At 40.0% G+C, this 26,548-nt stretch carries 24 protein-coding genes and 1 riboswitch; of the genes, 9 read left to right on the top strand and 15 right to left on the bottom strand.

What is annotated here, in order from left to right:
- Positions 1–79: 79 nt before the first annotated feature.
- Both KHB02_RS25900 and KHB02_RS25895 read right to left on the bottom strand, forming a co-directional pair.
- Entirely contained in the window at positions 80–1,306 is a 1,227-nt protein-coding gene (locus KHB02_RS25900; RefSeq protein ID WP_213140169.1) for an ATP-binding protein, read from the bottom strand.
- Between the two features lie 209 nt (positions 1,307–1,515).
- Positions 1,516–2,385, bottom strand: coding sequence for a proline iminopeptidase-family hydrolase (locus tag KHB02_RS25895; RefSeq protein ID WP_213140170.1), 870 nt, complete (start codon positions 2,383–2,385; stop codon positions 1,516–1,518).
- 128 nt (positions 2,386–2,513) lie between these two features.
- Between KHB02_RS25895 and KHB02_RS25890 the strand changes: the two genes are divergently transcribed.
- Positions 2,514–2,693, top strand: a complete 180-nt coding sequence (locus tag KHB02_RS25890) for a hypothetical protein (protein WP_241114095.1) — start codon at positions 2,514–2,516, stop codon at positions 2,691–2,693.
- Between the two features lie 67 nt (positions 2,694–2,760).
- On the opposite strand, the gene KHB02_RS25885 is transcribed toward KHB02_RS25890, so the two are convergent.
- From KHB02_RS25885 to KHB02_RS25870, 4 genes are all read right to left on the bottom strand, one after another.
- Positions 2,761–4,041, bottom strand: coding sequence for a glycosyltransferase family 2 protein (locus KHB02_RS25885; RefSeq protein ID WP_241114094.1), 1,281 nt, complete (start codon positions 4,039–4,041; stop codon positions 2,761–2,763).
- Positions 4,042–4,373: 332 nt separating this feature from the next.
- Entirely contained in the window at positions 4,374–5,591 is a 1,218-nt protein-coding gene (locus KHB02_RS25880) for an MFS transporter (RefSeq protein ID WP_378581676.1), read from the bottom strand.
- A gap of 148 nt (positions 5,592–5,739) precedes the next feature.
- Entirely contained in the window at positions 5,740–7,578 is a 1,839-nt protein-coding gene (locus tag KHB02_RS25875; RefSeq protein WP_213140172.1) for a PAS domain S-box protein, read from the bottom strand.
- A 114-nt stretch (positions 7,579–7,692) separates the two neighbouring features.
- Positions 7,693–8,391, bottom strand: coding sequence for a Na-translocating system protein MpsC family protein (locus tag KHB02_RS25870; RefSeq protein WP_338088327.1), 699 nt, complete (start codon positions 8,389–8,391; stop codon positions 7,693–7,695).
- Positions 8,392–8,782: 391 nt separating this feature from the next.
- Here KHB02_RS25870 and KHB02_RS25865 point away from each other — a divergent pair, with 391 nt between their 5' ends.
- The gene (locus KHB02_RS25865) at positions 8,783–8,959 is read left to right on the top strand and encodes a hypothetical protein (protein ID WP_213140174.1); all 177 of its coding nucleotides are present in this window, start codon (positions 8,783–8,785) and stop codon (positions 8,957–8,959) included.
- 58 nt (positions 8,960–9,017) lie between these two features.
- On the opposite strand, the gene KHB02_RS25860 is transcribed toward KHB02_RS25865, so the two are convergent.
- Complete coding sequence (locus KHB02_RS25860; protein ID WP_213140175.1) at positions 9,018–10,844, bottom strand: APC family permease; 1,827 nt, start codon at positions 10,842–10,844, stop codon at positions 9,018–9,020.
- A 128-nt stretch (positions 10,845–10,972) separates the two neighbouring features.
- A riboswitch (cyclic di-AMP (ydaO/yuaA leader) is annotated at positions 10,973–11,115 on the bottom strand.
- 124 nt (positions 11,116–11,239) lie between these two features.
- Here KHB02_RS25860 and KHB02_RS29835 point away from each other — a divergent pair.
- Positions 11,240–11,374: a hypothetical protein gene (locus KHB02_RS29835; RefSeq protein WP_277398384.1), complete on the top strand. Its 135-nt coding sequence runs from the start codon at positions 11,240–11,242 to the stop codon at positions 11,372–11,374.
- A 90-nt stretch (positions 11,375–11,464) separates the two neighbouring features.
- Here KHB02_RS29835 and KHB02_RS25855 read toward each other — a convergent pair whose 3' ends face one another.
- A complete protein-coding gene (locus KHB02_RS25855; RefSeq protein WP_213140176.1) occupies positions 11,465–12,442 on the bottom strand; it encodes an aldo/keto reductase in 978 nt (325 codons plus the stop codon).
- A 117-nt stretch (positions 12,443–12,559) separates the two neighbouring features.
- On the opposite strand from KHB02_RS25855, the gene KHB02_RS25850 reads away from it, so the two are divergent.
- Positions 12,560–13,333: an arylamine N-acetyltransferase family protein gene (locus tag KHB02_RS25850; RefSeq protein WP_213140177.1), complete on the top strand. Its 774-nt coding sequence runs from the start codon at positions 12,560–12,562 to the stop codon at positions 13,331–13,333.
- 215 nt (positions 13,334–13,548) lie between these two features.
- Positions 13,549–14,775, top strand: a complete 1,227-nt coding sequence (locus KHB02_RS25845; RefSeq protein WP_213140178.1) for an MFS transporter — start codon at positions 13,549–13,551, stop codon at positions 14,773–14,775.
- 24 nt (positions 14,776–14,799) lie between these two features.
- Here the strand turns inward: KHB02_RS25845 and KHB02_RS25840 are convergent, their stop codons facing one another.
- From KHB02_RS25840 to KHB02_RS25825, 4 genes are all read right to left on the bottom strand, one after another.
- A complete protein-coding gene (locus KHB02_RS25840) occupies positions 14,800–15,636 on the bottom strand; it encodes a hypothetical protein (protein ID WP_213140179.1) in 837 nt (278 codons plus the stop codon).
- A 120-nt stretch (positions 15,637–15,756) separates the two neighbouring features.
- Positions 15,757–16,965, bottom strand: a complete 1,209-nt coding sequence (locus tag KHB02_RS25835) for an ATP-binding protein (protein WP_213140180.1) — start codon at positions 16,963–16,965, stop codon at positions 15,757–15,759.
- The gene (locus KHB02_RS25830) at positions 16,966–17,841 is read right to left on the bottom strand and encodes a tetratricopeptide repeat protein (protein ID WP_213140181.1); all 876 of its coding nucleotides are present in this window, start codon (positions 17,839–17,841) and stop codon (positions 16,966–16,968) included. It lies immediately after the preceding gene.
- A gap of 6 nt (positions 17,842–17,847) precedes the next feature.
- On the bottom strand, positions 17,848–18,321 hold the full coding sequence (locus tag KHB02_RS25825) for a hypothetical protein (protein WP_213140182.1): 474 nt from the start codon (positions 18,319–18,321) through the stop codon (positions 17,848–17,850).
- A gap of 190 nt (positions 18,322–18,511) precedes the next feature.
- Here KHB02_RS25825 and KHB02_RS25820 point away from each other — a divergent pair, with 190 nt between their 5' ends.
- Positions 18,512–20,197, top strand: coding sequence for a hypothetical protein (locus tag KHB02_RS25820; RefSeq protein ID WP_213140183.1), 1,686 nt, complete (start codon positions 18,512–18,514; stop codon positions 20,195–20,197).
- 208 nt (positions 20,198–20,405) lie between these two features.
- Here KHB02_RS25820 and KHB02_RS25815 read toward each other — a convergent pair whose 3' ends face one another.
- Positions 20,406–21,716, bottom strand: a complete 1,311-nt coding sequence (locus KHB02_RS25815; RefSeq protein WP_213140184.1) for a hemolysin family protein — start codon at positions 21,714–21,716, stop codon at positions 20,406–20,408.
- A gap of 57 nt (positions 21,717–21,773) precedes the next feature.
- The gene (locus KHB02_RS25810) at positions 21,774–22,187 is read right to left on the bottom strand and encodes a MerR family transcriptional regulator (RefSeq protein ID WP_241114093.1); all 414 of its coding nucleotides are present in this window, start codon (positions 22,185–22,187) and stop codon (positions 21,774–21,776) included.
- A gap of 180 nt (positions 22,188–22,367) precedes the next feature.
- Here KHB02_RS25810 and KHB02_RS25805 point away from each other — a divergent pair, with 180 nt between their 5' ends.
- Both KHB02_RS25805 and KHB02_RS25800 read left to right on the top strand, forming a co-directional pair.
- Positions 22,368–23,162 carry an EcsC family protein gene (locus tag KHB02_RS25805; protein WP_213141246.1) on the top strand — a complete coding sequence of 265 codons (795 nt, stop codon included), beginning with the start codon at positions 22,368–22,370 and terminating at the stop codon, positions 23,160–23,162.
- 74 nt (positions 23,163–23,236) lie between these two features.
- Positions 23,237–23,620, top strand: a complete 384-nt coding sequence (locus tag KHB02_RS25800) for a VOC family protein (protein WP_213140186.1) — start codon at positions 23,237–23,239, stop codon at positions 23,618–23,620.
- A 67-nt stretch (positions 23,621–23,687) separates the two neighbouring features.
- On the opposite strand, the gene KHB02_RS25795 is transcribed toward KHB02_RS25800, so the two are convergent.
- The gene (locus KHB02_RS25795) at positions 23,688–24,803 is read right to left on the bottom strand and encodes a UDP-N-acetylmuramoyl-tripeptide--D-alanyl-D-alanine ligase (RefSeq protein WP_213140187.1); all 1,116 of its coding nucleotides are present in this window, start codon (positions 24,801–24,803) and stop codon (positions 23,688–23,690) included.
- Between the two features lie 209 nt (positions 24,804–25,012).
- Here KHB02_RS25795 and KHB02_RS29955 point away from each other — a divergent pair, with 209 nt between their 5' ends.
- Positions 25,013–26,389 carry a YheC/YheD family endospore coat-associated protein gene (locus tag KHB02_RS29955; protein WP_213140188.1) on the top strand — a complete coding sequence of 459 codons (1,377 nt, stop codon included), beginning with the start codon at positions 25,013–25,015 and terminating at the stop codon, positions 26,387–26,389.
- Positions 26,390–26,548 lie beyond the last annotated feature (159 nt).

Raw genomic sequence — 26,548 nt, 5'->3', positions numbered from 1 at the left:
AAAACCCTCTAATGAAAACATTTAGAATTAAACTTCACAAAAACCCTTGACTAATCGTAAGAAGAACCGTCCCCATGTTTCATTTTTTTAATAATGGCTGCGTAATTGTTGGCAGGGTGACTTCTACGGTTGTTCCTTGGTGTACTGCGCTTGTAAATTTGATTTGGCCGCGGTGGCCTTCGACTATTTTGAAACAGGTCATTAGTCCGAGACCGGTTCCTTTTTCTTTTGTTGTATAGAATGGCTCCCCTAGTGTTCGAATCCGTTCTTCTGGTATGCCGACCCCTTCGTCGGTAATCCGGATGGATATTTTGCCTTCTTCCTTTACCCCTACCGTTACAAAGATATCGCCGCCTAGAGGCATGGATTCAATTGAATTCTTCAAGAGATTTAAAAAAACTTGCTTTAACTGATTTTCTTCACCAGATATCATCGGCAGCTCTTCAGCAATTTCAGTATAAATCTGCACATTATTAATGATAGACTGAGTATTTATTAAGGTAATAACATCATGTAACAATAGTTCAATATTCTGTTCCTTGAAAACAGCCGCGGATGGTTTGGCCAGAACCAGGAATTCGCCCACAATGGCATTAATACGTTCCAGCTCTGATAATACGATATCATAATATTCACCCTGTTCACTGTTTGCTTTGAATAATTGGATAAATCCCTTAATGGACGTAAGCGGGTTGCGGATTTCATGAGCAATTCCCGCCGCCATTTGGCCGAGCAAAGCCAATTTTTCGGATTTTTGCAGAAGTCTTTCTGTTTCCTCTCTTCGGGCTGTGACATCCTTTCCAACCACGAGGATCGCTTCTTTTTTTCCAAAAACAATCGATAAGGGAGTAACTTCAAGAAAAAATTCTGTTCCGTCGGTCCGTTTAATTTTATATTCAATAGTAGCAAGGGGGCATTTTTCTTTCTTAATTAGCTTGATTCGTTCTTCGAGCCGTTCTTTATACTCAGGCGTGATAAATTCAAAAATAGACTTCCCCAGAACTTCTGCCAAACTTTTGGCGCCAACCATACTGAGAGCTGCCCGATTTCCATAAACAATTTTCGTATCCTGATAAATAAAGATAGATTCAGGGAGTGAATCAAGTAATCTCTTATAGCTTTCTTCACTTTCACGTGCTTTTTTTTCAAAAAATCTGGCCTTATCGTATTGCCAGCCAACAAACCAAGCGATCAGGGTAAAAAGGAAAAAGTCAAATGTAAAGAAGGGTTCATGATACATAATCCTTTGGTAGGTAGTAAAAATGAGTGATAGTAGCAGCAAAATGATTTGTCCAGATTTATTCATGTCCATTCCTCTTTGTGTATGTAGGTTACCTGATTTAATTCGACGAAATCCCAAATAATCCTTTATCATTCCTCCAACTTTTTCATCTCATGGAAAAAAGGTCCAATATAAAAGGCATCTATTTTATGCCCGGGTATAAATTAATTATTCGTTTTCCAACTAGGTCATTAAGAAGAAAAAACCACCTGAAAAAAATCAGGCGGTTCTTCTTAATTACTATCCACCCAGTGCATAAATTCCCCAACAACCCGTAAAAATTCTTCCGGTTCCTCAATATATGGCATATGGGCACTGTTTTCAAATACATGAAATTTCGAGCCAGGTGTTGAACGGCTGTAATGCTCTGTTGTTTCCGGCGTAGCCTCATCGTACCGGCCACACGTATATAGTGCGGGGCAAATGATTTCCTTCAATTGTGAGGTGCAGTCAAATTCTTTTAAATTCCCCAGTACCGTAAATTCGGATGGGCCCCACATAATATTGTAAATTTCGGAGTTTCGGTATTCAGGGTGCGCTTTTAGATGCTCAGGCTTTGGAATCCGGCAGACAAATTCTTTGCTGAACACCTCGATGGCTGCCTGAAACTCTTCCGAATCCGTGGCTCCGTCTTCTTCACAGCGTTTTATGGTATCTTGGACTTCAACCGGCAGCTTTTTCAAATTCCGCTTTTGATCCTGTTCCCATAATGGCGCACTCAGGCATGGGCTTGAAAAAATGACACTTTTTACCCCGCTCGGCTTCGTTAAACAATAGGCTGCCGCTAGTGTGGTTCCCCAGGAATGCCCAAGAATATGTACTTCATCAAGGTTCAAAGCGGCGCGAATTTGTCCCAACTCCTCCACGAATCGATCCAACTGCCAAAGTGAATCATCTTGTGGCCTTTCTGACCTGCCGCAACCTAATTGATCGTATAGAATGACCGGGCGGTCTGCCGCCAACTGCTTCAACCCCTGTAAGGAAAAGCACGATGAACCTGGCCCGCCGTGCAAAATAATTACCGGTGTGTTCCCCGTTCCATGATCATATTTCTCATACCAAACTTTCCCACCGGTTACGTCTATGTATCCTTCTGTCCGCATTAGAATTTCTCCTTTAATATTTATCTTAATTCTATTTAAGACTATTTTACATCATTAATCTACAACAGAATATTAGGGACTTATGAATAATTTTAATTTTACTTCCCACTCTATAGGATGTCAGGGAGGTGAAAAACATAATGGGACAATCGCCTAGTAACAAACAGCAAAAAGGAAAATCACTGACGAACGGACAGAATTCCGGAACCCAATACCATGAGGAACACGCCGGAAATATAGAAGGGTACGGCCAGCCTCACCCCATTACTAATAGCATCGATACTAAAACGAATAACACAAAAGCATAAGAGCTGGCCAAGAGTGAATTTTTCGTTCACTCTTTTTTTAAGACATTACTATAGGAGGATAGCTGAATTATTTCCAAACTCTTCGAAGACGCATGCCCTCTTGCAAATAGCCCCACACAGATACCGGGGACATAATCATCTGATAGCACAATACGTACAAGAAGAATCCCTTACGATTTTTTCTAATGCCAAGGTTAAGTTCCTGAAAAACACCCTTTTGGTATCGATAAAGGACGTAATTTGTCAGTAAAGCTAAAGGTAGGACGAAAAGTGTCTGCGGGCCGGCAATCCAGTAGAATCCAAAGAAACTCAAGAATAACCCGGGGATCCAAACGAACGTATAAACAAAATCCAAATATGGCATCACAAGGTTCGAACCGGTTAAATACCTTGTAAATATCCTCGGCTGCTGCCATGGCTTGACCCGTTTGAGCGCCTCAATCATCCCTCGTGCCCAGCGGCTCCGCTGCCGGACGAAATGGCGAAAGTTCGTCGGTACATCCGTAAAAGCAATGGCCGTCGGTTCAAAATATACCTTATAATTTTTCTCTAAAAATGACCATGTAAGAACTATATCTTCTCCAATGGCATCAGGCCAGCCCCCCGCTTCCTTGACAACTTCTGTTTGGTAAAGGCTGTAGGCCCCTTGAGCAACGAGCGTTCCCTGATATAAGCCCTGCAGCCTTTTAATAGAAGCAATTCCTAAAAAGTAATCCCATTCCTGAATCCGGGCCAGCCAGTTTTCACGGCTGTTGCGGACAAGAACGGCTCCTGCCACCGCACAAACCTCCTGTGGTGCGGATTCCATCCGGGCTACCAGGCGCCTTACTGCTTGGGTATGAAGTAAGGTATCAGCGTCCAATGTAATCAAATATTTGGTCTCGACATTTCGGAGCGCTTGGTTTAACGCAAAATTCTTCCCAGGTTTTTTTTCAAAAAGAACTTTTATATTAAGACCCAGCTCATCACCTAATTGATTTGCCACCAGTGCTGTACGGTCTGTCGAATTGTTATCAATGACGATAATCCGGATTTCTCCTGCATAGTCCTGTTTTGCTATTTGCTGTAAGGTACTAACTATCCCTTTTTCCTCATTCCAACACGCAATTAAAATACTCACTGGTTCGGCCGGATGCAACGTATTAAATCCCGGCTGCTTGTCAAACAAAAGACTTACGACCATAAAGGCATTTAGGTATCCTGGTATATAGGCAATTCCAGTAATCAAAAGAAGCGCTACCGGGATAGTCACATAATCCCCCAGTTCCTTCACCCAAGGGATCGAAATAATAATAGACATAATCATCCAAACAAAAGCAAATCCATGGCTGATCCAAAACTTCCACAATACAGAAAGATATAATCTCCTTTGAATACGTAACGGTATATCTCTTGATGATTCTCTAAGTGAAATAGTCAAATCCGAAGTCAAACCCTCGTTTCTGTTTGAGTTATGTGAGACTATTTTATATGGAAGGCCTCATGGATACCATAGTTGTTCTGAAATTACCAATAAGATTAAAATTGAGGGAGGAATTTCCCGCAATCGGATTATAATCCCTTTTCGCAAACCTCACACTATAATTGACTGATTCGCAAAAATAACCTGATAATACAAAAAGAGATTGGGCTTTACTCCAACCTCTTTCTAGTTTTGCTATTAAAATCTGGAGGTAAGTTTTAACCTGATTTTCTGGCAATAACCTTCCCCTTCAATGAACCACTTAACACACCTGCATTCCAATACACCATCCCCATGGCAGTTAAAAGAAGGACACCGGTTACCAGGAACACACTTTGAACCGGTAATATTCCGCCTAAGAAGCCGCCAATCATCGGGCCTGTCATGCCGCCAATCTGATTGGCGGTTTGGTTTAATCCAAAGGCGCGGCCTCGGAATTCATCTGGCGTGGATTTTACGACCAAACCGTTTAACGCTGGATAAACCGCGCAGAAGAAGACGCCAAACATGAAGCGGATGATAGAAAATCCCCATATTTGCGAGACCAGTATCTGGGCTAACATGCCGATGCCGCCGCCCATCAAGCCTATGAATAACACCCGCTGAAAACCTACTTTATCGGCCCATTTTCCCCAATACGGGGCAAATAAAGCACTAGCGATGCCTGGCAGTGAAAACACGATACCGGCAATTAATGAAGCGTTATCGGATGACCCACCCAACTTTACAACATATAAAGGAAGCACTGGTTCGATCGTCATGATGGAACAACTTGTTACAACTGTTAAAATGAGCACAAGAAATAACGGCCGGTTGGTCATCGCTGTCTTAAAATCATTTCTAACAGAGCCCCCGCGCTCTTTGTTAGGCTTGAAATTTTCTTCTTTTACCCAAAAAATGATCAGCAGCGTGGCGAGGAATACAAATACTCCACCACTGGCAAAGGCAAGCCGGTTACCGACAAGATGTGCAATCCCCCCGCCTAATAGTGGACCAAGGATGCCCCCTGATGCCGATGCTGAGGAGATCATGGACAAGGCATACCCAACTTTTTCATTCGGAGTATTGGTTCCAATCAAAGCAATTGCACCTGGTATAAACCCACTGAGTAACCCCTGTAAAATCCTTAATGCTAAGATTTGGTATGGATTGGTGACAAATGCCATTAACGTATAAATAACAAAAAGGGCAATTCCAGCCCTTATAATCATAGGTTTTCTTCCATATTTATCGGCCACACGCCCCCAAAACGGTGAAGCGAAAGCACCAGCAAAGAAAGCAGCACTAAAGAGCACACCTGACCACATTTCAGCGTGATCATGCACCCCTAATTGCAACAGAAATATCGGTAAAAAAGGAATTACCATGGAAAAACTGGCTGATGTAAAGAACACGCCAACCCAAAGCACCCATAAATTTCGTTTCCACATTAGCACGTTTTCCATCTCCTAAATTGTACTTTTTTCCAAAAATTTAAATTTAATACTGTCATAATATCATAAACTAAAATTATTTTCACTCCCGAAATATCCGGTTTTTGAAATATAAATATCCCAAGTGTTTTTACTTGGGATACTTTTATCGCTATTGTAACGGAAGAATGACCTCAATAATGGTGCCCTTCTTGTCACTCCAAAAATGAACGGTGCCGTGATGGTTTTCAATGATTTGTTTTGAAATCATAATTCCGAGCCCTGTGCCATTTTCTTTGGTCGTAAAGAATGGTTCGCCAATTCGCTTCAAAATGTGCGGCGGAATGCCGTCACCCGTATCCTTAAAGAAAATCTTCACCTTGTTCTCACCGATTGCTTTCATTTCAATAATGCAGCTGCCACCATTTGGCATTGCTTCAATAGCATTTTTTAAAAAGTTGATAAAGACCTGCTTTAACTGATTTATATCGCCATTGATTGTGATTGGTCCAACAGTATTACCCACTTCAATTTCCACATTATTCATAATTGCTTGGGTATCGATCAATGTTTTAATATCTTCAATCAAGGCTGGCAAATAGACGGATTCGAACTTAACATCCTGCGGTTTGGCTAGAACTAGCAATTCACTGAGGATTAGTTCAATACGATCTATTTCCGATTCAATTATTCCAAAATAGGTTTGATCTTCCATTTTCCTTTCCATTAACTGCAAAAACCCTTTAATGGCTGTCAGTGGATTTCGGACCTCGTGGGCAATGCCTGCAGCCAATTGCCCGGCAATGGTTAACTTTTCAGAGTTTAGCAAAAGCTCCTGCGTCTTTTTACGTTCAGTAATATCCCGAATAATCACATGTTGGGCATAATGATTATTGAAAAATGTAGGAATTCCTTTTATTTCAGCATCAAATACTGACCCATCCCCGCGGATTACTTTGTAATCCCGAAAATCAACCGTTTCACCATTAGAAACGGTTTGAATCCGCTCCTTCATCTCTTGATGGTAATCAGGGTGAATAAAATAGAGAAGGTTTTTCGAAAGAACCTCTTCTGCATTGTTAACACCAAGTAAATCAATACCTGTCTCATTTACAAAAATGATCTCCTTATCCAGGACAATGAGAACAGCATCCGGAGAATGTTCCACTAATTCGCGGAAAGCCTTCTTACGACTCCACAACTCTTCTTCCGCTTTAATTCGTTCAGTAATGTCCCTGATAACTGAGACAACCTCTACTATCGTTTGTGTGTCCGGATCAATAATCGGTTTACTGAGTGCTTCCACCCATACCAACGTTCCATCTTTTCTACGAATCCGGTATTTCCCACGAATGCTTTCTGCACCTAAATAGGATAATTTTCGATCGGCATTAGCCTTTTCCCAATCTTCCTCGTGAACAATGAATGAAAGAGTGGTTCCAATCAATTCCTCGGCCTTATAACCGGATATCGTTTCGCAGGATGGAGAGATATAAATGATTTTCCCTAATAAATTTGTACAGACGATTGTATCAAGAACATTTTCCGTCAATAAGCGGTGAAACTCTTCAATTTTCCGAACTTCCGTCTTTTTTTGTTTTAATAGAGTAATATCTTTTAAGATAGTAATTACTCCGGTAAATTGGTTTTCTACACCGATAGGAACATTAGTAATATTGACTTCGAGGATTGCGCCTCTTTTGTTTTTCATTTGACAATCGAAGTTTTCCAGTTGACCTAAAGATGCTTTATGAAAATAATGAAAAACGTTGTCTAAACTATCGAGCGTGAAAAAGGTCTGAAGTTTCATTGTTAACACTTCATCAGTTGAATATCCCGCCATTTTCTCAAATGCTGAGTTCACTCTAATCAAATTCCCGGCCGAATCCATTAATATAATGGCGTCTTGGCTCCGGTCAAAGAGCGTTTCATAGTCTGGAAACCGTTCCTTCATATATTTTTTTAAAAGCTGGTTCTTTTGATTCTTAATATTTTCAACAGGACTGTTCATCTTTCTCTATCAGTTCCTTTCCTACTTTTTACCTATACAAAAAAGCCAAGATAGGTTAATGTCCCATCTTGGCTTGTGTCTAGCTCAATCAAAATTGTCTAACTCACTTCCGCCCTATGTTGTTGGAGATAAAATCAATACGATGGCACTTTTATCTAACTGAAAATCCCAATCCACAAAAATGTCAGTTACTTTCGTTTGAAGAATGCCTTCGAAATTACCTTTATTATGTAATAATCTTTTTTCAAGATTTCGTTTTGCATGCTTTAATATTTCTGAATGGCCTGTCCGGATTAACTCCTTCTCAATCGGAACAAGTATTCCCTTCCGAATCACTACCAATGTTCTATTGTTTAAGAGGTAGGAATCAATCTCCTCTGGTTCTTTTTCAGCCTGAATGCTCAAGACCCTAACTTCTTCATGAATGGAGTTTTTACCATTGTACTCCATATTATTTTCATCTTTAGTTGGATCAGAATCTATACAAACAAACATCCCGCTTTTATTATGCAAACCCCAGTCATAATAAAACTCTTTAATATCCAATCCGGTTAAGATTTTCATATATGCCTTAAATTCCGGAATAAGTGTTTCCATTAAGATATCCCTTGTACTTTGGAACAACTGTTTTTGTTTTTGTTCCAATAAAACGTTCTCAGTCGGTGAGATGAAGTTTCGCAAATAAACCGTTACAAAAGCCTGATTGACCGAAACATAAACGGATTCGGGTCCCTTTCCAAAGGCTTCACGCAGTGCTCTGCCAATATAGCTTGAAAGTTCCATTTGAAGCTGTTTGCTTTGCAATAAAACCATCCTCTTAATTGAGATAAAAGCATTTTTTCTTTTATCCCAAATTTATTGTATATTTTTTTGCTAAAATTTTCAATGATTTTCTACTATTTGCCATTGACAAATAGTAAAAGCATTTAAAAGCACATATAAATATTATTTTTTATAAAAAAATAATTATTCATTTTTTTACTGAACGGCAATCCGTTTGCATTGGTCATCCGCTGCCAACAAGCTCATCTGTTGTCGTTATTTGAAAGATGTTCAATAATACCTGCCAATCTTGAATGATTCTGCCGATATTTGGTGATAAGTTTTTTACGTTGCCTGCAGGAAAAAAACAGTCTTTTCTAAAATTTAATTAAAAAGACGAAAATCATTGTCTAACGAAATTAGTTGAAAGGTGGTTATATACTTGGATTTAACCCTACAACAAATCGTCGAAGGCTTGCCGAAGTCCCTTTTAAACGCTACTGACAGAGATTTGGAAGGTTTCCAAAAGATTATAGAAGAAGCAATTAAGTTAAGAGAAGGCCACAGAAATCTGCAAAAAATGATAAAGAACTTCTCTACCTCTACCATTCGCACCTAAAACATTTGAATGCACGAAAAATAGGAAGGTGCCAGTTTACACCTTCCTTTTGTCTTATTTACTTTTTCAAATGATATGGGACCGTCGTGACAATCACGTTTCTGCGATACAGTAAAAAGGATCGAATCAGCAAGCTGGATTGATTATGCAGAATGTTTTCCCAACTGTGCTTTGGCATAAATTGCGGAATGACGACAGTAACACGGAAATTGGCCTCGCTTGCTTTATGTTCAACAGTATCAACGAACTTCGTTAATGGATTAATGATACTCCTGTAATGAGAATGCAGCGTCACAAGGCGGATATCCGGGTGCCATTTCTTCCATTTCTCTTCGAATTTATGCTCGTCCTCTCTTTCAAACGCGACATAAACAGCAATAATTTGATCAGGCTTCAGCGATTTTGCATAATTGATCGAATTTTCGACCACATGGGTAATACCCGCCACAGGCACGACAATGACATTCCCTTCAATCGGAACAGCGGGCTCGCAATCGGAAATTCTAAGCTGGTCCCCGACTGCTTCATAATGTTTTTTAATCCTGTGGAACAGAAGGATAATCAATGGCAAAAAGATTAATATCGGCCAAACCCGTGAAAATTTTGTAACGAAAAAGATGAGTGTTACTGTAAAACTGATTAGGGCCCCAGTGGTATTAATAACAAACTTTAATCCCCAGCCATTTGGTTTTTCACGAAGCCATTTGACCATCATACCTGTTTGTGACAAGGTAAACGGTATAAACACCCCGACGGCGTAAAGCGGAATGAGATGCTCTGTCTCCGCATGAAAAGCAAGGATTAAGATCATAGACGCCGCACCAAGAATAATGATTCCATTCGAATATCCTAAGCGGTCTCCTCTAACCAGGAACATTCTCGGGATGAATTTATCTTTTGCCAAATTGACCGACAAGAGTGGAAACGCAGAATACCCTGTGTTTGCGGCCAAAATCAAGATCAAGGCTGTAGTTCCCTGTATAAAGTAGTACATGAAATTCCGCCCAAAGGTGTGCTCAGCTATTTGTGAAACAACTGTTACCTCTGCTCTAGGAGTGATGCCGTAATAATAAGCCAAAAAGACAATTCCTGAAAATAGAGCCGCAAGCAGAAGTCCCATTGCCATTAAAGTTTTGGCGGCGTTTTTGGGTGCCGGATCTTTAAAGTTTGGAATGGCATTCGAAATCGCTTCAACACCTGTTAAGGCAGAGCTTCCGGAAGCAAATGCCCTTAATAAAATAAACAAACTGATCCCAGCCACTGGCGTCCCTATCGGAGTATGTAAGGCAGGCGAAATTTGGCCAGTTATAATTTTATATAAACCTACACCTACTAAAATAAACAAAGCTAGGACAAAAAGGTATACAGGATAGGCTAAAATGGACGCAGACTCTGTTACTCCCCTTAAATTTAAAAGGGTAATGAATAAAACAAATAGAATCGCAATCCCCACATTATCGCCATGCAAATTAGGAAACGCTGAAGTGATGGCATCAGTTCCGGCGGATACACTGACTGCAACAGTTAAAATATAATCCACTAACAGAGAGCCTCCGGCCACCAGCCCGGAATTCACTCCCAAATTACTCTTCGACACCACATAGGCTCCGCCGCCGTGCGGATAAGCAAAGATGATTTGCCGATAAGACAAGATAAGTGCAGTTAACAGGATCAATACGCCGACGGCGATCGGAATGGAATACCAGAATGCGGTCGCTCCAACTGTCACGAGGACAATCAAAATCTGCTCAGGACCATAAGCCACTGACGACAACGCATCCGAAGAAAGAATCGCCAAAGCTTTTGTTTTATTAATTTTTTGTTCTCCTAGTTCATGTGATTTCAAAGGCCTCCCTATCAAGAACCTTTTTACGGAAGAAAACATTCATGTCACCGCCAAATTTCATAAGTTGTAAGTAAGTTTCCCTATTTTTCGCAAAATAAAAAGTGCCTCCAAGTCATTACGAATAGACCTGTAGACACATCATTTCTTTTGCATCACAAGCTCCGCCTTCCTTCTCAATATAACGCTTGCGAGGTTAGCTGTCGGGTTCGGGCCTTTGAGTAGCCCTGCCTGAAAGGATTCACCCCTAGGATTATTTACTAATCCAGAACAATGGTTCCCCCGCACCTATCGGTTTCAGCGATTTAGAAATTTGAAACTGTGAATATCATACTCCCCTGTTCTCCTGTTGTAAATGATTTTTTTTATAGATAAACGGTTATGTTAAGTAACGGGACAAGCGATTATTCCATAAAATAGACAAAAGGAGGATTTTCATGCGTAACGAAAAAAATCCTATTATATCTGAAGAATTTTTAAACGAGCTAGTAAAAGACATTAACGAGGAATTTGGGTGGGACACGGTTGAACAAAATGTCGAGCGTTATGACCATGAAACACATAAAAATTGAGATGTCTTATAAGAGTGAAAACAGACTACGAAGTAAAAAATCGTAGTCTGTTTATTTAACAGAAGGTAGTTATAATATTATGAGTTACTATTAGAAGCCGCGAACCGGATGAGGAACATAAGGTTCTTCCAAATATGCCACTTCTTCCGGGGTGAGTTTAATCGAGATTGCTGCCACTGCATCTTCAAGATGAGGCATTTTCGTGACCCCAATGATAGGTGCTGTAACAGGCGCTTTTTGCAGCACCCACGCAAGTGCAATTTGTGCACGGGGAACCTCCCGTTTTGCGGCTAATTCCGCTACACGTTCGACGATTTTACGGTCCGCCTCAATTGCAGATGTGTAAAGTGTTTTTCCAAATTCATCTGTCTGGGATCGGGAAGTCGTTTCTACCCAGTCGCGGGTCAGCTTCCCTCTTGCCAGCGGACTCCAAGGAATTACACCGATTTTCTCTTCCCGGCAGAGCGGCAGCATTTCGCGTTCCTCTTCACGATAAAGAAGGTTTAAGTGGTTCTGCATGGAAACGAACTTCGTCCATCCGTTCCGCTCAGCAATATTTTGTGCTTTCATAAATTGCCACGCATACATGGATGAAGCGCCTATATATCTGGCTTTACCGGCCTTCACCACATCATGCAGTGCTTCCATTGTCTCTTCAATAGGCGTCTTGTAGTCCCAGCGGTGTATCTGATACAGGTCGACATAATCAGTCCCTAGGCGCTTTAGGCTGTTATCAATTTCAGCCATAATTGCTTTTCTGGAGAGCCCTCCACCATTCGGACCTTTATGCATGCGCATGTACACTTTGGTTGCAATGACAATCTCATCCCGGTTTGCAAACTCCTTCAGGGCGCGGCCGACAATTTCCTCACTAGTTCCGTCTGAATAGGCGTTTGCCGTGTCAAAAAAGTTGATGCCATCATCAAGTGCCTTTTTAATAATCGGGCGGCTTAGTTCTTCGTTAAGCACCCACTGGTGAGTTCCTCGCTCAGGAACACCGAAACTCATGCAGCCAAGACATAACCGGGAAACATCTAACCCTGTATTACCAAGCTTAACGTAATCCATCTTGTATGTACCTTCTTTCAATTTGGTTTCAACTTAACTATAATATATTTTGGGTAATTTTTACATAATGCAATTTTCGTATTTTTAATTGATTATAAATTTTAGGAGGATTTACGAATGGGTGAATTAAATCTATTATTCCGCAAAAGAATTGGGTACCCGCAAGACGAAACTGTTACCTTTGAAAAAGTAGACACCATTCTTGATAAAACAGCAAAATCCATTCCCTTTGAAAATTTGTGCATCATCGCTAATAAAACTGCCGAAATTTCAAAAGAAAATCTAAAAAACAAAATCCTATTAAAATATGAAGGCGGACTTTGTTATGACCTTAACACCATTCTCTTTTATTTTTTAATTGAAAATGGTTTTAATGTCTCCTTAGTTCAGGGTGTAGTATACAATCATATTGGCAATCAATGGAGTTCTACCGGAAGAACTCATGTGGCGATTGTCATCACCCACAACGAGTACCGATACCTCATCGACACAGGTTTCGGGGGGAACCTGCCATTGAAGCCCGTCCCATTCAGCGGGGAAATCGTAACATCCCAAAATGGAGAATTCCGCATCGAGCAAACCAACACAGAGCAAGGAAATTACATTTTGCATATGAAACTAAATTATAAAGACCAAGATTGGAAGATGGGCTATGCTTTTGACACCAGGAAATCCGTAGATGAATCTGATTTAAATGAGGTGCAGAAAATCATCATCGAGCACCCCGAATCCTCTTTTAATAAAAAGCCATTGATCACCAGGTTCACCGACAGGGGTAACTTAATCCTTACTGACACTTCGTTAACCGAGTGGACGGATGGAAAAATGGTCAAAAAGGATATTGCCCCAGAGCAGTTCAAATTGATTGCCAAAGAACAATTTGGAATTTGAGACTAAAATAAAAAGGCATGGTCCGTGATTGGCCACGCCTTCTTATTTTGACCTTTAGATGATAATTCCATCATACCTCCCGTTCACCAATTTCATGCATATCAACAATTAGAATTTATGTAAAAAGAAGAGTATGATAATAATATCTAACTATAAGAGGGACTCAGATGTAATGCTAGCATCTAGTTAAAACAAAATAAAGGAGTCTTCAAAAAATGAGTTACATTCAACGTGGGACACGCACATTTAAAATGGTAAACCTAGCATTATTTGCAGGCGGTTTTAGTACCTTTGCCATTCTTTGGGGAACACAGCCCCTCCTGCCAGATTTTGCTCAGGAATTTCATATTTCTCCGGCGGTTTCCAGTTTAAGCTTGTCTTCCACAACGATTGCCTTATCTATCAGTCTTTTAATAGCCGGTTCTTTATCGGAGGTATTTGGACGTAAATCCATCATGACGATCGCATTATTTACCTCGTCCATCCTATCCATTTTAACGGCTTTTACACCCAATTTTCATTTACTGATTATAAGTCGGATCTTGCAAGGCATTGCGCTTGCTGGCCTGCCGGCTGTAGCGATGGCCTACTTAGGCGAGGAAATCGAAAGCAAAAGCTTAGGAATGGCAATGGGGTTATATATCAGCGGGAATTCCATTGGCGGAATGGCAGGAAGGATTATCAGCGGCGTTTTAACCGATTATTTCAGCTGGCATGTGGCCTTAATTGGCGTTGGCATTATTAGTTTACTGGCAAGCTTTGTTTTCTGGCTGATTTTGCCTAAATCTACACATTTCACACCGCAAAAATTAGCCATTAAAAAACTGGCTACTTCATTGTTCAGCCAATTTAAAGAACCGGGTCTTATTTATCTATTTATTATTGGATTTTTATTAATGGGCAGCTTTGTCTCTTTATACAACTATATTGGCTTTGAGCTCATTAAGCCGCCTTATTCATTAAGCCAAACACTGGTTGGATTTATTTTCATCGTGTATTTAGTAGGAACCTTTAGCTCCACTTGGATGGGTATGCTAGCCGACCAGCATGGGAAAAAGAAAATTTTACAGCTGTCTTTGGTCATCTTATTGGTTGGTGCCTGCATCACGCTAAACACCCATTTATGGATCAAAATCTTGGGAATCGCCATCTTTACCTACGGATTTTTCGCCGGCCATTCGATTGCCAGCGGCTGGGTCGGCAAGGCCGCCACTCACGATAAGGCACAAGCCGCATCATTATACTTATTTTTCTATTATGCTGGTTCGAGCATTGGAGGAACAGCAAGTGGAACAATGTACAGCCAATTCGGATGGCACGGGGTTGTCTACATGATTGCGATTCTTGCCATTGTTTCAATTGGAATATCGATTCGTTTAGGGATGATGGCCAACAGAAAATTAAAATTATCTTCCATTAAAGGATTAAAGCATAGCAGTTAAAAAACAACAACGTCACAGCTATTTTCATCGATTGGCCAACCGTATTTTCACCTGGTAAAGCAGATAGCTAATTACCCATGTTAAAAGAGAAAAAGTTAAGGCAATGCTGGAAAAAGCAAGCACATAGGCATTATACTCCGCCAGCTTAGTAACGGCCCGGTACGTATCAAAACCAAAGATTCCGGCCGTCAGATTCCATAGGACAAGAAGGAAAAATATCATCCCAAGTCCTCTGGCGGAGCCTTTAATGTCTGCCCAGCTTAAAGCTATATGCGAAGAAATACAAATGGCCAGCACAAAATAAACCCAAAATAACGGGTTCAGCAAATTTTCTAAGGTAAATAAATTCTTACTAAAAACGACCACGACTTCCCATACGGTCAATAGTAATGGCAAATCAACTTTTTCAAAGGTTATATGCTGTGCAATAAAAGAATCAAGTGTTGCAAAAGATTGTGGAACTAGCAAATACATTCCTAATAGCAACGACCCAATGCCGCTAAAAATTGGCCCCAACCCTATAAAAAAATTCCCCGCCTGCTGATACATACTGTTCGGGTTATATTGGTGGCGCACGAAACCAAGCGTGCCATCAGGGCTATTAAGCTGAAGCAGCTTCACCTGTGTCACCTTATGCCCCCATAAAAAGCACTGCAGCAGATGCCCAATTTCATGAATAGGAACACCAATCCACGCCGTAGCAAGCACCCCTTTTGCTCCAAATGCCCGATATAAAAATGAATTAGAGTAACGTTCAAGCACGCCTAAAATCAAGCCTACCAGGATGATGACACCGAAAAGATACGCTATTTCAAGCAAACTTATCAGCAAAATATTGAAAAAGGATGTGAGGATGCTCATATCATAGCTCCTTTAAAATCCATTATTCAATATCCATTTTATACCAATTCAAATTCATTTAAAAACACAATAAAGCTTGGGCTATTCCAAAGCTTTATTGTGTATATCAATGCACGAAATCTATAAATTCTCCTTAATAAAAGCTGCAGCATCACTGTAAATGCCGCCTTGGTTTGCGTACTTGATGTAATTTTTAATTGTTGTTAACCACTCAATCGTTGTCGGCTTCGTAACCTTGATGACATCGAGTAAATCTTCCATTGTAATTAGACGTTCGCTGCCGCCATCCATAATCTCCGATAACACCTTTTCTGCCGCCATCTCGACAACATTCTCAATATCCGCACCTGAATAGAGCGGGGTTTGATCTGCAAGGACGTCATAAACCATCCCATTTTCAATCGGCCTGCCGCGAAGTTTTAATTCAAAAATGATCTTTCTGGCTTCCTTGTCCGGTGGCGGAACAAAGACGAGCTTGTCAAATCTGCCTGGGCGCTTAAACGCATCATCCACGTCCCACGGCATATTGGTAGCCCCGATAATGAGTAATTTATCATTCGTCGATTCAACACTCTGGAGCTCATTCAGCATCGTATCCACTAGTGGACGCATCACATCGGAACGGGATTTTGAACGGCTGAAGCCAAGCGCATCCAATTCATCGAAGAACAACACAGCAGGAGCATTCCCTCGTGCCGTTTCGAAGGCATTATGCAAATTCTGCTCACTTACACCAACAAATGGATCGAGAATTTCTGAGATGTGGATCGGATAAAAATTTGCCCGACATTCCCCAGCTGTTGCTTTGGCAATAAACGTCTTTCCGCATCCCGGCGGTCCATACAACAAAATACCTCCGCCTGCCTTCTTACGAAATTTCGCAAAAAGCCCAGGATTCATAAACGGTTTGATAATTTTCATCTCGATGGCTTTCTTTAATTCATCAAGACCGCCAACTTCTTCAAAGGTAACCCTTTTCGGAATTCGATCCGAAAGGGAAACGACATTACTCTGTTTTTTCCCCTGAATGACTTTAAAGCCTTTCGTATTTTCTTGTGAAGAAGATGGAGTGAACACTTCTGTATCTGTAGGCGTAACGCTTGGTTTAACAGGTTCAAGTGTGTTCATTCTAGGGTTATCAATACCCTTGATAGCAGATAGAACCATCGCAGTAATAGTCGGATCGCCACTTTTTACCGCAAATGAAAATGCATGGAGCGCTTCCGGAAGCTGCTCGTTTTTTAGATATTCCTCCCCTAGCAAATACCGGACTTGGTAGTTCTCCGCGTCCCGTTCTAATATCGACTGGTAAATCTCTATTTTATTCATCTAAAGCCTACCTTTCACAAACCATTTATATAGTAAAAGTGCAGTCCACGAATAAATGGCATACAGAACATAGATTATAGCAATGATGATTAGCGGGATGTAAAGCTCCATCCAATTTAACAATAACGCCATCACCATAAAGGTAATCCAGACCACAGCCGGCCCGCCAATTTTATCAACAAAACGCTGGGGAGCAAATAAAGGGTGGGTTAATGAGTCGTATTCCCCAAGCAAAGCTAGAATATTTTGGTCAGCAGGATTCAGCAGAAATGCTTGCCGGTAACATTCTCTCGCCTCCTTGACTTCTCCTTTTAAAGCATGGTACATGGCAATGTTGGTCAGGTTTTGAACCTCATCTGTTGAAGTCTCCAGTACATTCCGGATGTATTCTTGCTGCTTTTTCGAGTCAGCTTTTGCGAAATAAAAATGTAAGATAAGCTGATTCACTCTATCGCTGAAAGGTTCCAATTCCCTAGCTTGTTCCAGGAGAGCAAGTGCTTTTTTATCATGGCCTGCTTGAAGCATCAAATAACCGTAGGAAGCAATCACCTCACCATTAAGCGGGTCAATTTTAAGCGCAGCCAAAAGGGCTTCTTCTGCATCTTTATACATCCCTACATGCTGATAGGTCGATCCGATGAAGTGGTATCCGATTATTTCGCTATATCCAAATTGCATTGCTTCACAACAGAGTTTCCTAGCTTCTTCAAAGTCTTCACGAGACATCTCTACCACTGCCATTTGAAACAGAGCAGTGGCGTTTTTAGGGTCTTGTCTTAGCTGGTTTTCTATGATTGGAGCCGCCGCTTCATACCTTCCTAAATGAAAATAATGCTCGATGACTGCAGCATCATTTTCTTTTATCTGAATTGTCATAGATCATCACTCCACCCTACCAGTCAGGATAAAGGCCGTAACCATGATAGCCAACTGAATGATGGCGCCAAGAATAATCCAGAGAAGCGCCTGCTTAAATAAAGGCTTAATTTCACCATTTGTAACTAAATGCTGCTGAAATGGCTTGTTCAACATATATTTGTATAGTAGAAACAAAAGAATAGAAAGAATTTGCATAGAATAACGAGGCAATCTGTTTCCTTCAGCAAAAGCTCCATCAGCATACATGTAAAAAATAACACCTTGTGCCAGCAGAACAAGAATACTAGCGGCCAGCAGCATATTAGTTTTTGCCTTGGGTATATTCAGCCACTTGGCGTTCCTAATGCCAAGCACCATCATGGGAATTGGGCCGCCGAAAAAGGCAACGAGAAAAAAGCGGTTAATATCATACGATTTAGTTTGGTTCCAGCCATCCTGAAGCGAAGGCTGAAAAAGGTCATAATTCGGTTTAGACATAGACTCCCCCTGAAAAATTTCTATATAATTCTAATACTATAATCCCAAAAATCAAAAAACTGTCAATAGTTTCTTATAGAAAATAACACCTGCCATTTATCCATCATTTTTACAATTGCCGTATGTATAGAAATGGAATAAAATGAATGAAAGAGTAAAATTTTACTAGATTATAGGGCTGGTGAGGAATTTGTACGAATTCAAGCTGCGCAATATTCTGAGACAAGTGAAAAGCCAAAATCCGCAGAAACGGTATGAAGCCCTTGGGCAGCTATTTGAATATAAACAGCAGGAAGGGCTAGAGGTACAGATTGATCTTTTGAAAAATATGATCAAAACGGCGGCATCCAAATTTCCCGAGCGCGTCGACCATTGGGATAACCCTTCCTATTTCCTCATCGATTTCGTTTGTGATTTTTCCAGACCGGAAGTTGCCGAGGGACTTATCAGGCATTTTGATAGTTTTGACATTCAGGCGAAAGAACGGGCAATTGACTTCTTAATTTTAACGGAAGACGAAGAGATCTTTTCTTTTTTGGAAGAGAAAATTGTCCAATTAATCAAGACAAATGATTTTATTATCCCTTACCGGCAATTGGCGCCCTATCCCACATTGCTAAAAGGGATTCTTGATGCCTCACTGGACATACTTGAATCCAAGCGTTTTAAATTTTCAACCTATGACATGCTGCTGTCGTTGAATGCCTCTGGTTATGAAAAGGGATATCAAAAAGACGTAGTTCTGCCCATTTTGTTAGAAGACTACGTGACGGAAAAACAGGAATATTTGAAATTTGATCCGGATTATACCACGAAATATGTGTATACCGCCTGGAAGGACAGTTATTTCATTGTTCGGAATCGTATGAGGCTGTTCTTAAATTTGATGGAATATTATTTTACTCCTGAGGTAGAAATAGAACTTCAGCAGGCTTTAAATTTCCGTGACCCATTTTTGAAAACAGAAGCTCTCCTTTTGTGCATTGTTAAAAACCTTACTTACGATGACAGTATCTTAAAGGAGTGCTCCACGTATATCGAGACGGCAGAAATGATCTACTGGGAATTGAAGGGTCGGAATATGGAGCACCTCTACCCTATTCATGAGGGCAAGCAGCCTCATTTGGCCAAGACCCGGCTTTTCACCACCATTATCCAATTACCGGAGGAAGACGATGGGATTGTCCATTATCCGGACGACATCCAGGTTCAAGATAAATTGGAGATGGAAAATTACTATGGGCAACCTGTGCGGTACTATTTAATGAGCTTTAAGGAGCATGACCGTGAGTATGTGGGTTGGGTAGGTGCGTATACCCTTGAAGATGGAGAAGATACTGCCGTCCTTTGGAACGATTCCTATACGGATTATGTGGAATTTAATTCAGCCCCGATCGAAAAGCACAAACAAGACTTTTTCAAGGAACGGGCCGAAGAAAAGCAGAATTATGATAATAGTGTATACTTCCAGAGCTCTCCTAAGCTTAGCAGAGGTGCATGGTTCTTTATCGCCCTGGCAATTGTGCATTGGATACGCGAAATATTATCCGGATTTGCGGAAAACTCCCTTTTTATTTCGATTCTCTTCACCGTGGTTGGCGGCGCACTGTGTTATTTTGAATTCTATAAAAATAAAAAGAGAAAAGTATTGATTATCGGCCAACAGCTCGTAAAGCAGGATGGTGCCAACCAACAAAGCATTGGCATTCATGAAATCAAAAAGGTGGAGTACGACAAGAAAAGTGTGCTCGTCTACAATAAGAAAAATGAGCTTGCCTTCAAATTCCCGATTAGATGGGTCCACTATGAATTGTTCTATATGTACATGAAGGAGCACTCGGGGCATTTGAAGAACCGGCCGTTTATACAGGGGTAGCTCGCTAGCCTGTAACGGGCATCTAATAACGCTTGAGGTTTTCCTCAAGCGTTTACGATTTAAATACTCAAAAAGCTCAGTATTCGGGTTTGGGATATCTTTTTATTTTCTCAATTAAATACTGTACTCAATACAATAAAAAACCGCCAATTAAACCAAAAAAAGGATTCCCTTGTGCCTTTCAGACACCGATGGGAATCCCTATATATTATGCAGGCGTAGCCTGCGGTTCTAATTTTTCAATTTCCAACGTTTTAATATGGTAGCCGTCGACTTCGAGGACTTTAAATGCAAAGTCTCCGTATTGTATTTTGTCCCCTTCGCTAACGTCAATTTTTTCGGATAGAATCCAGCCTCCGATGGTATCCATTTCTGAATCATCGAGGTCGAGTCCGAATAAATCGTTAACTTCTTCAATCAACACTTTACCATCCACGATGGTTTTGGTTTCGTTGATGTGATTGATTTCAGGCATTTCGTCAGCGTCAAATTCGTCGCGGATTTCACCGACGATTTCTTCCAAAATGTCCTCAACAGTCACCAATCCTGCTGTACCGCCATATTCGTCCATTAATATCGCCATATGAATCCGTTCTTTTTGCATTTTCACCAAAAGCTTGTCAATATCAATCGATTCAAACACCTGAATGGCAGGACGAACATATTGGTCAATCGTTGCGTCCAACTGATTACCAGAAATAAAGTCCGTTAAGACTTCCTTCATATTCACCATACCGACGATGTTGTCTTTCTCCCCATCGATCACCGGGTATCTCGTATAATTCTCATTCTTCATAATTTCGAGACATTCGGCTACAGTTTGCGATTTGTCAAATGCTGCAATTTCGGTTCTTGGTACCATGATTTCTTTGGCAATTCGATTATTGAATTCAAAAATATTGTTTACATAATGATATTCTGATTGATTAATTTCTCCGCTTCTGAAGCTTTCGGAAATGATGATTTGCAGTTCTTCTTCGGAGTGTGCCTGCTCGTGTTCTGATGCAAGCTTCAATCCAAAGAGTCCTGTAATAAAACGAGCCGATCCATTTAACGCTTTTACAAACGGGTATGCAATTTTATAAAAAAGAATCATCGGCCTTGCCAATATTAATGTAACTTTCTCAGCTTTTTGAATGGCCAATGTTTTCGGTGCAAGCTCCCCGACAACCACATGAATAAACGTGACCAATGTAAAGGCAATCACAAACGCAGCAATTGTCGTCACTGATTCCGGCAGGCTCAAGCTAATGAACAGCGGATGTAATATATGTTCCACTGTCGGTTCTCCCAACCAACCTAACCCTAAAGCTGTTACGGTAATACCCAATTGACAGGCTGATAAATATTCATCAAGATTTGAAATAATTTTTCTTGCGGCAATGGCACTTTTATTTCCCTCGGCCACAAGCTGATCAATCCGCGTGCTGCGGACTTTAACAATAGCAAATTCGTAAGCTACGAAAAATGCAGTAAAAGCTATTAAAATAGCAATTACAAATAAATTAATAATGGTCAATAGAATCCTTACTTACGAAATGTAAGCAAGGAATACACCTCCTGTTTTTTGAAAAAATTAGTTTAATAGTAATAACAAGGTTTGTGCCAACGTGACACCCTGGGGTGACAGCTTATTGACAACCATTTCTTTTTCATGTTCGTTTAATTTTTGCAGAAACGGTTCGATGATTTTTATTTCCTCTTTCAGATGCTGCATAATGTTGGCAATCTGTTCAACGTGTTTTTCTACTTTTTCCTTGTCAATGCCGCAGTCCGCTTTCATCAGTTCAATGAATGACTTGATTTCTTCAAGCGGCATATTCAAATTCTTGTAATGCTCTACTAATTTTAAGACTTGAACGCTCTCTTCTCCGTACAATCGATAATTTGAATTTGCCCGCACAGGGTTCAGTAAGCCTATTTGGGTATAGTAATCGATTGTTCGTTTGGAGAGGTTCATAACTGCTGCTAGTTCTCCAATTCGATACAACTTCCCAACTTACTCACCCCTTCCAATTTTATGTTTACTATACCACATTTTGAACTATACAGTCAACGTGATGGTTTTTAAACAAATGTTTTTGGACAAATTGGTTGAAACTACTCTTATAGTTGAAACGTAAAACATTTAAGAAATTAATCGATTTGGAGTTGATTTATTTTGACAGCAATGGACTCAGCTGATTTTTTAAAAAGTGAATTACGGAAGATTGAAAAATGGGAAAAGGATCAAAAGGGCCTATGGTTCTGGGAGAAAATCGGCCGCCTGCCGTTTGTTTTGCTTGATAAACTTACCCCTAAATCAATTCAGGAAAAGCTTGGCACAGCCATTGATGAATTGGGAGGATACATACAAACGGGCGGACAATACTTGATTAATGAGGATGGTATTTTAAAAAAGTTTGACGATGAAGTGGTAAGTTTTAATCAAGTACAAGCGGTGCCAATCAGCAAAATGGATGCAGTAGCCGAGCAAATTCGAAATTCGCGAACCAATATGGCTACTGTTCAAGGTGCCACAACCGGGATTGGCGGAATATTTACACTTGCTATCGATATTCCCTTACTAATTGGTATGTCCCTAAAGGTACTACAGGAAGTCGCTTTGTGCTATGGATATGACCCGAGGGAGAAATCGGAGCGAATCTTCATTGTGAAATGCTTGCAGTTTGCTTCCTCTGATATTGTTGGGAAAAAAGCCATTCTAGATGATCTCGCGGCATTTGAGGAGAAGAAGCAGAACGCCCAAATTTTTTCGCAATTGCAGGGCTGGCGTGAGGTTGTCATGACCTATCGGGACAACTTTGGCTGGAAAAAGCTGTTTCAAATGATTCCGATTGCCGGGATTATTTTTGGGGCATTTGTTAATAAATCACTTATTGGGGATGTTGCGGAAACTGGGATTATGCTTTATCGAAAACGGAGAATATTGGACAGAATGCATCAGTTGGAACGAGCTCATTAAGAATTTATAGAAGTTTCCCCTCTCCTTTGTGTCAAAATTTGGTATAATAAAATCAAATGGATAGGAGTGAATTTATGATTAATATTTTAGGTCAAGTTATGGTTTATGTTAACAATCAGGATGAAGCGGTAAAATTTTGGACAGAAAAGGTTGGATTTACGGTTATTTCAGAGGAAGATAACGGTCAAGGCATGCGTTGGATTGAAGTCGCCCCGACCAATCAGACTGAGACAAGCATCATTCTGCACAATAAAGAATTCGTATCTAAAATGGCACCTGAGTTAAATCTTGGCACTCCCTCTTTAATGTTTTTCACAAAAAATCTTGAACAATTACATAGCGACTTATCAAACAAAAACGTTACAGTTGGAGAAATTGTTAATATGCCTAATGGTAAGGTGTTTAATTTTGCAGACAGTGAAAATAACTACTTTGCCGTGATGGAAAGAAACAAGTAAGAATTGAGGGATATTCTCCTGGAAAAATGAAAAAGCATGGATCTGATTCCATGCTTTTTCCTTTGAATTATTTAAAATAGTCTCTTAAAAACATAGCTGTATCAATCATTTTTACTCTCATGGCATTCTCCATTCCAAAATACCCTTTAATCAGAACAGTTGTTTTTTCTTTTATTTGGCCAACAAGCGTTTGATGCAATTCATCGATAGAATGAAAATGTTTCACATTTTCATCGGCTATACCGGATTGATTTGCAGCCTCTCCTATTATTTTTGTTCCTTCCCCTACTGTATAAAGGTAATCAATTTTACAGCTAGCTGCATAACTTCCTATATCTCTATAGGCTTGTTCCTCATGAATGCCTAAGTCAAACATGCAGCCCAAAATAGCAATTTTTGTATCCTTACCAATATTGGATAAGACATTAATGGCTTCTTTCATAGCATCAGGTTTTGCATTAAAAGTATCATTAATGATGGTTATTTCATTTTTTAAATGATAGATTGTTAAGCGGCCAAACGTTTGATAAAAGTTTTCTAATCCAAGGCGTATATCATTTATGGACAATCCTAATCGATGGGAAACTGCTATAGCAAATAAAGCATTATACACATTATGTTTACCGAAAATCGGAATATAAAATGGGCAGTCCATACCCTCCATTTCAACCCGAAAATTCATTCCATTCTCAGTGTAATAAATTTCCCTCGCCTGATAGTTGGCTTTGTTTTGAATGCCTATAGAAAGAATTTCGCCCCGAAAATCCCCTTTATCCAACAATTTTGAATTCAGATCGTCCTCGTTTAAAAATAAAATCCCATCTGATTTCATTCCTTTAATCAATTCTGACTTCGCGGCTATTACACCAAATTCCTGGTCCTCAAAATTTCCAATATGGGCTATTCCGACATTGGTGATGATCCCAATATTTGGTTGAATAAGTTTGCAATGCTCCGTAATATTCCCAGCATGTGTCATCCCGTATTCTAAAACCAGCGCCTCATAAGTAGGATCAATTTGCTTCACATACTGAGATGTAAACCAAACGTCATTGCCATTTTCATATGACTTAAAAACCTTCCAGCGCCTCTGTATAATTGATGACACCATTTCTTTAGTAGTTGTTTTCCCTGAACTTCCTGTAATGGCTATAATTGGTTTTCCTATACCAATATTATCCACCTTCAATCACCCGCTTTTCACATGAGGATTAATGTATAAAACTCCTTTACAAAAATGGAGCTTTCAATTAACAGGTTATGAAAAAAGAAATAAAATTGTTATACGAAAATAGAAATCACCCCAAAAACCACACCTATTTTTGGTACAACCCCATGCGAAATATTCCAAACATAATATACTACTATAAAACTATTTGAAAAGGTGATGAAGTGTCACAGAATAATATTGTTCATATTCATTTTCTTGAGGAGAACCCAAACAGGGAACTATTAATCTCTCGGAAGTTGTGGAAGGAATTTGGTTTAAACAGGCGTAATTATTATATTCAGTTTGGTCATCGGATTATCGTATCAAAAGTTATCCCTATTGACGGCAACGAATCAGAAATTTATTTGTCCTCAATATTAATAAAAGAGTTAATGATTCCTTTCCCCTGCCAGTTAAGGGCTCATTTTGATAATGGCACACTGCGGATAGGCCCATTAGTAGGAATATTAATGGCAGATAGCTCTCACATTCAATTATTTGAATATCTACTGTCGACGCTGAAGAATGAACCAATATCCATTTTTCTTTTTACTCCTCAGGTAATCAATTGGTCGAAAAAAAACGTCACAGGTACATTTCTCGAGACGACAACAGATGGTTCAAAAAAATGGCTGGAATGCCAAGTTCCTTTCCCTAACGTGGTCTACAACCGAATCTATGGGAGGGAAAATGAACAAAAAGAGATTTTTAGCGTCTTCAAGAAGAATATCAATCTTTATACTAGCGCTAAAATGTTTAATTCTTCTTTTTTTAATAAAGACATGGTCTACCAACAACTCAATTCCGATCCTGAGATTATGAAACATATCCCTGATACATGTTTAGCCCCGTCCGTTTCAGACATACAGGACTTTTTAAACAGGTACCAAGAAATTTTTCTTAAACCAGTAACAGGAAGTTTTGGATATGGTATTTTCAAGGTAAGTTCTCAAAATGGGACAGGCTTTCTATGCCAATACCGTGAAGATTCACAAGAAGTGTTTCGGATTTATATAAGTTTAGATGACCTCGCTGATCATCACTTTAAGGATGGATTACTATCCACCTATCTTTTGCAGCAAGCCATCGATCTAGCGTGCGTTGACGAACAAACCTTTGACTTTAGAATCCATCTTAATAAAGACGGTTATAACAAATGGCAGCCAACCGCAATGGTTCCCTTCTTGAAGAATAAAAATGAATTAACTACTCATTCCGGAAAGTATACCTCAAGAGACGTTCTCAAAGAAGTATTTTGCGAGCGGAGTATCGAATTAACGAATCAAGTGAAAGATGAAGCAATCTATGCGGTCACAGCAATGGAATCTTCCCTAAATCAACTTATTGGAGAGGTTGGAATTGATATCGGTATTGATAAGAATGGTCATATTTGGATCTTTGAAATTAATTCGAAGCCTAGCCACATGATAACTATTAGCGAAAGACTTATGAATGAGTATCAGCATTCCACCCGCTGCCTAAGTGAATTTTTCCAATACTTGGCGGGCTACCGAATGAAATACGGGGACGGTTCTGCTGCATCACCTGATGCAAATTAAACGGAGTATAGGTAAATTTATATTCTGGAAACCCTTTAAAAGCCTCATAGCTTGACAAGTTGACGTCAAAAGCCGCCATAAATGAACTGCACCAAAATTGTTAGACACAAAACTAACAATGGAGGTGCAGTTTTTTATATGGCTAAATTTACATTCGAG

This window comes from Neobacillus citreus (genome assembly GCF_018343545.2).
In the GTDB taxonomy this organism is placed as follows: Bacteria; Bacillota; Bacilli; order Bacillales; family Cytobacillaceae; genus Neobacillus; species Neobacillus citreus.
Note: the sequence above shows the minus strand (reverse complement) of the source record. Positions and strands in the feature narration are given on the sequence as shown.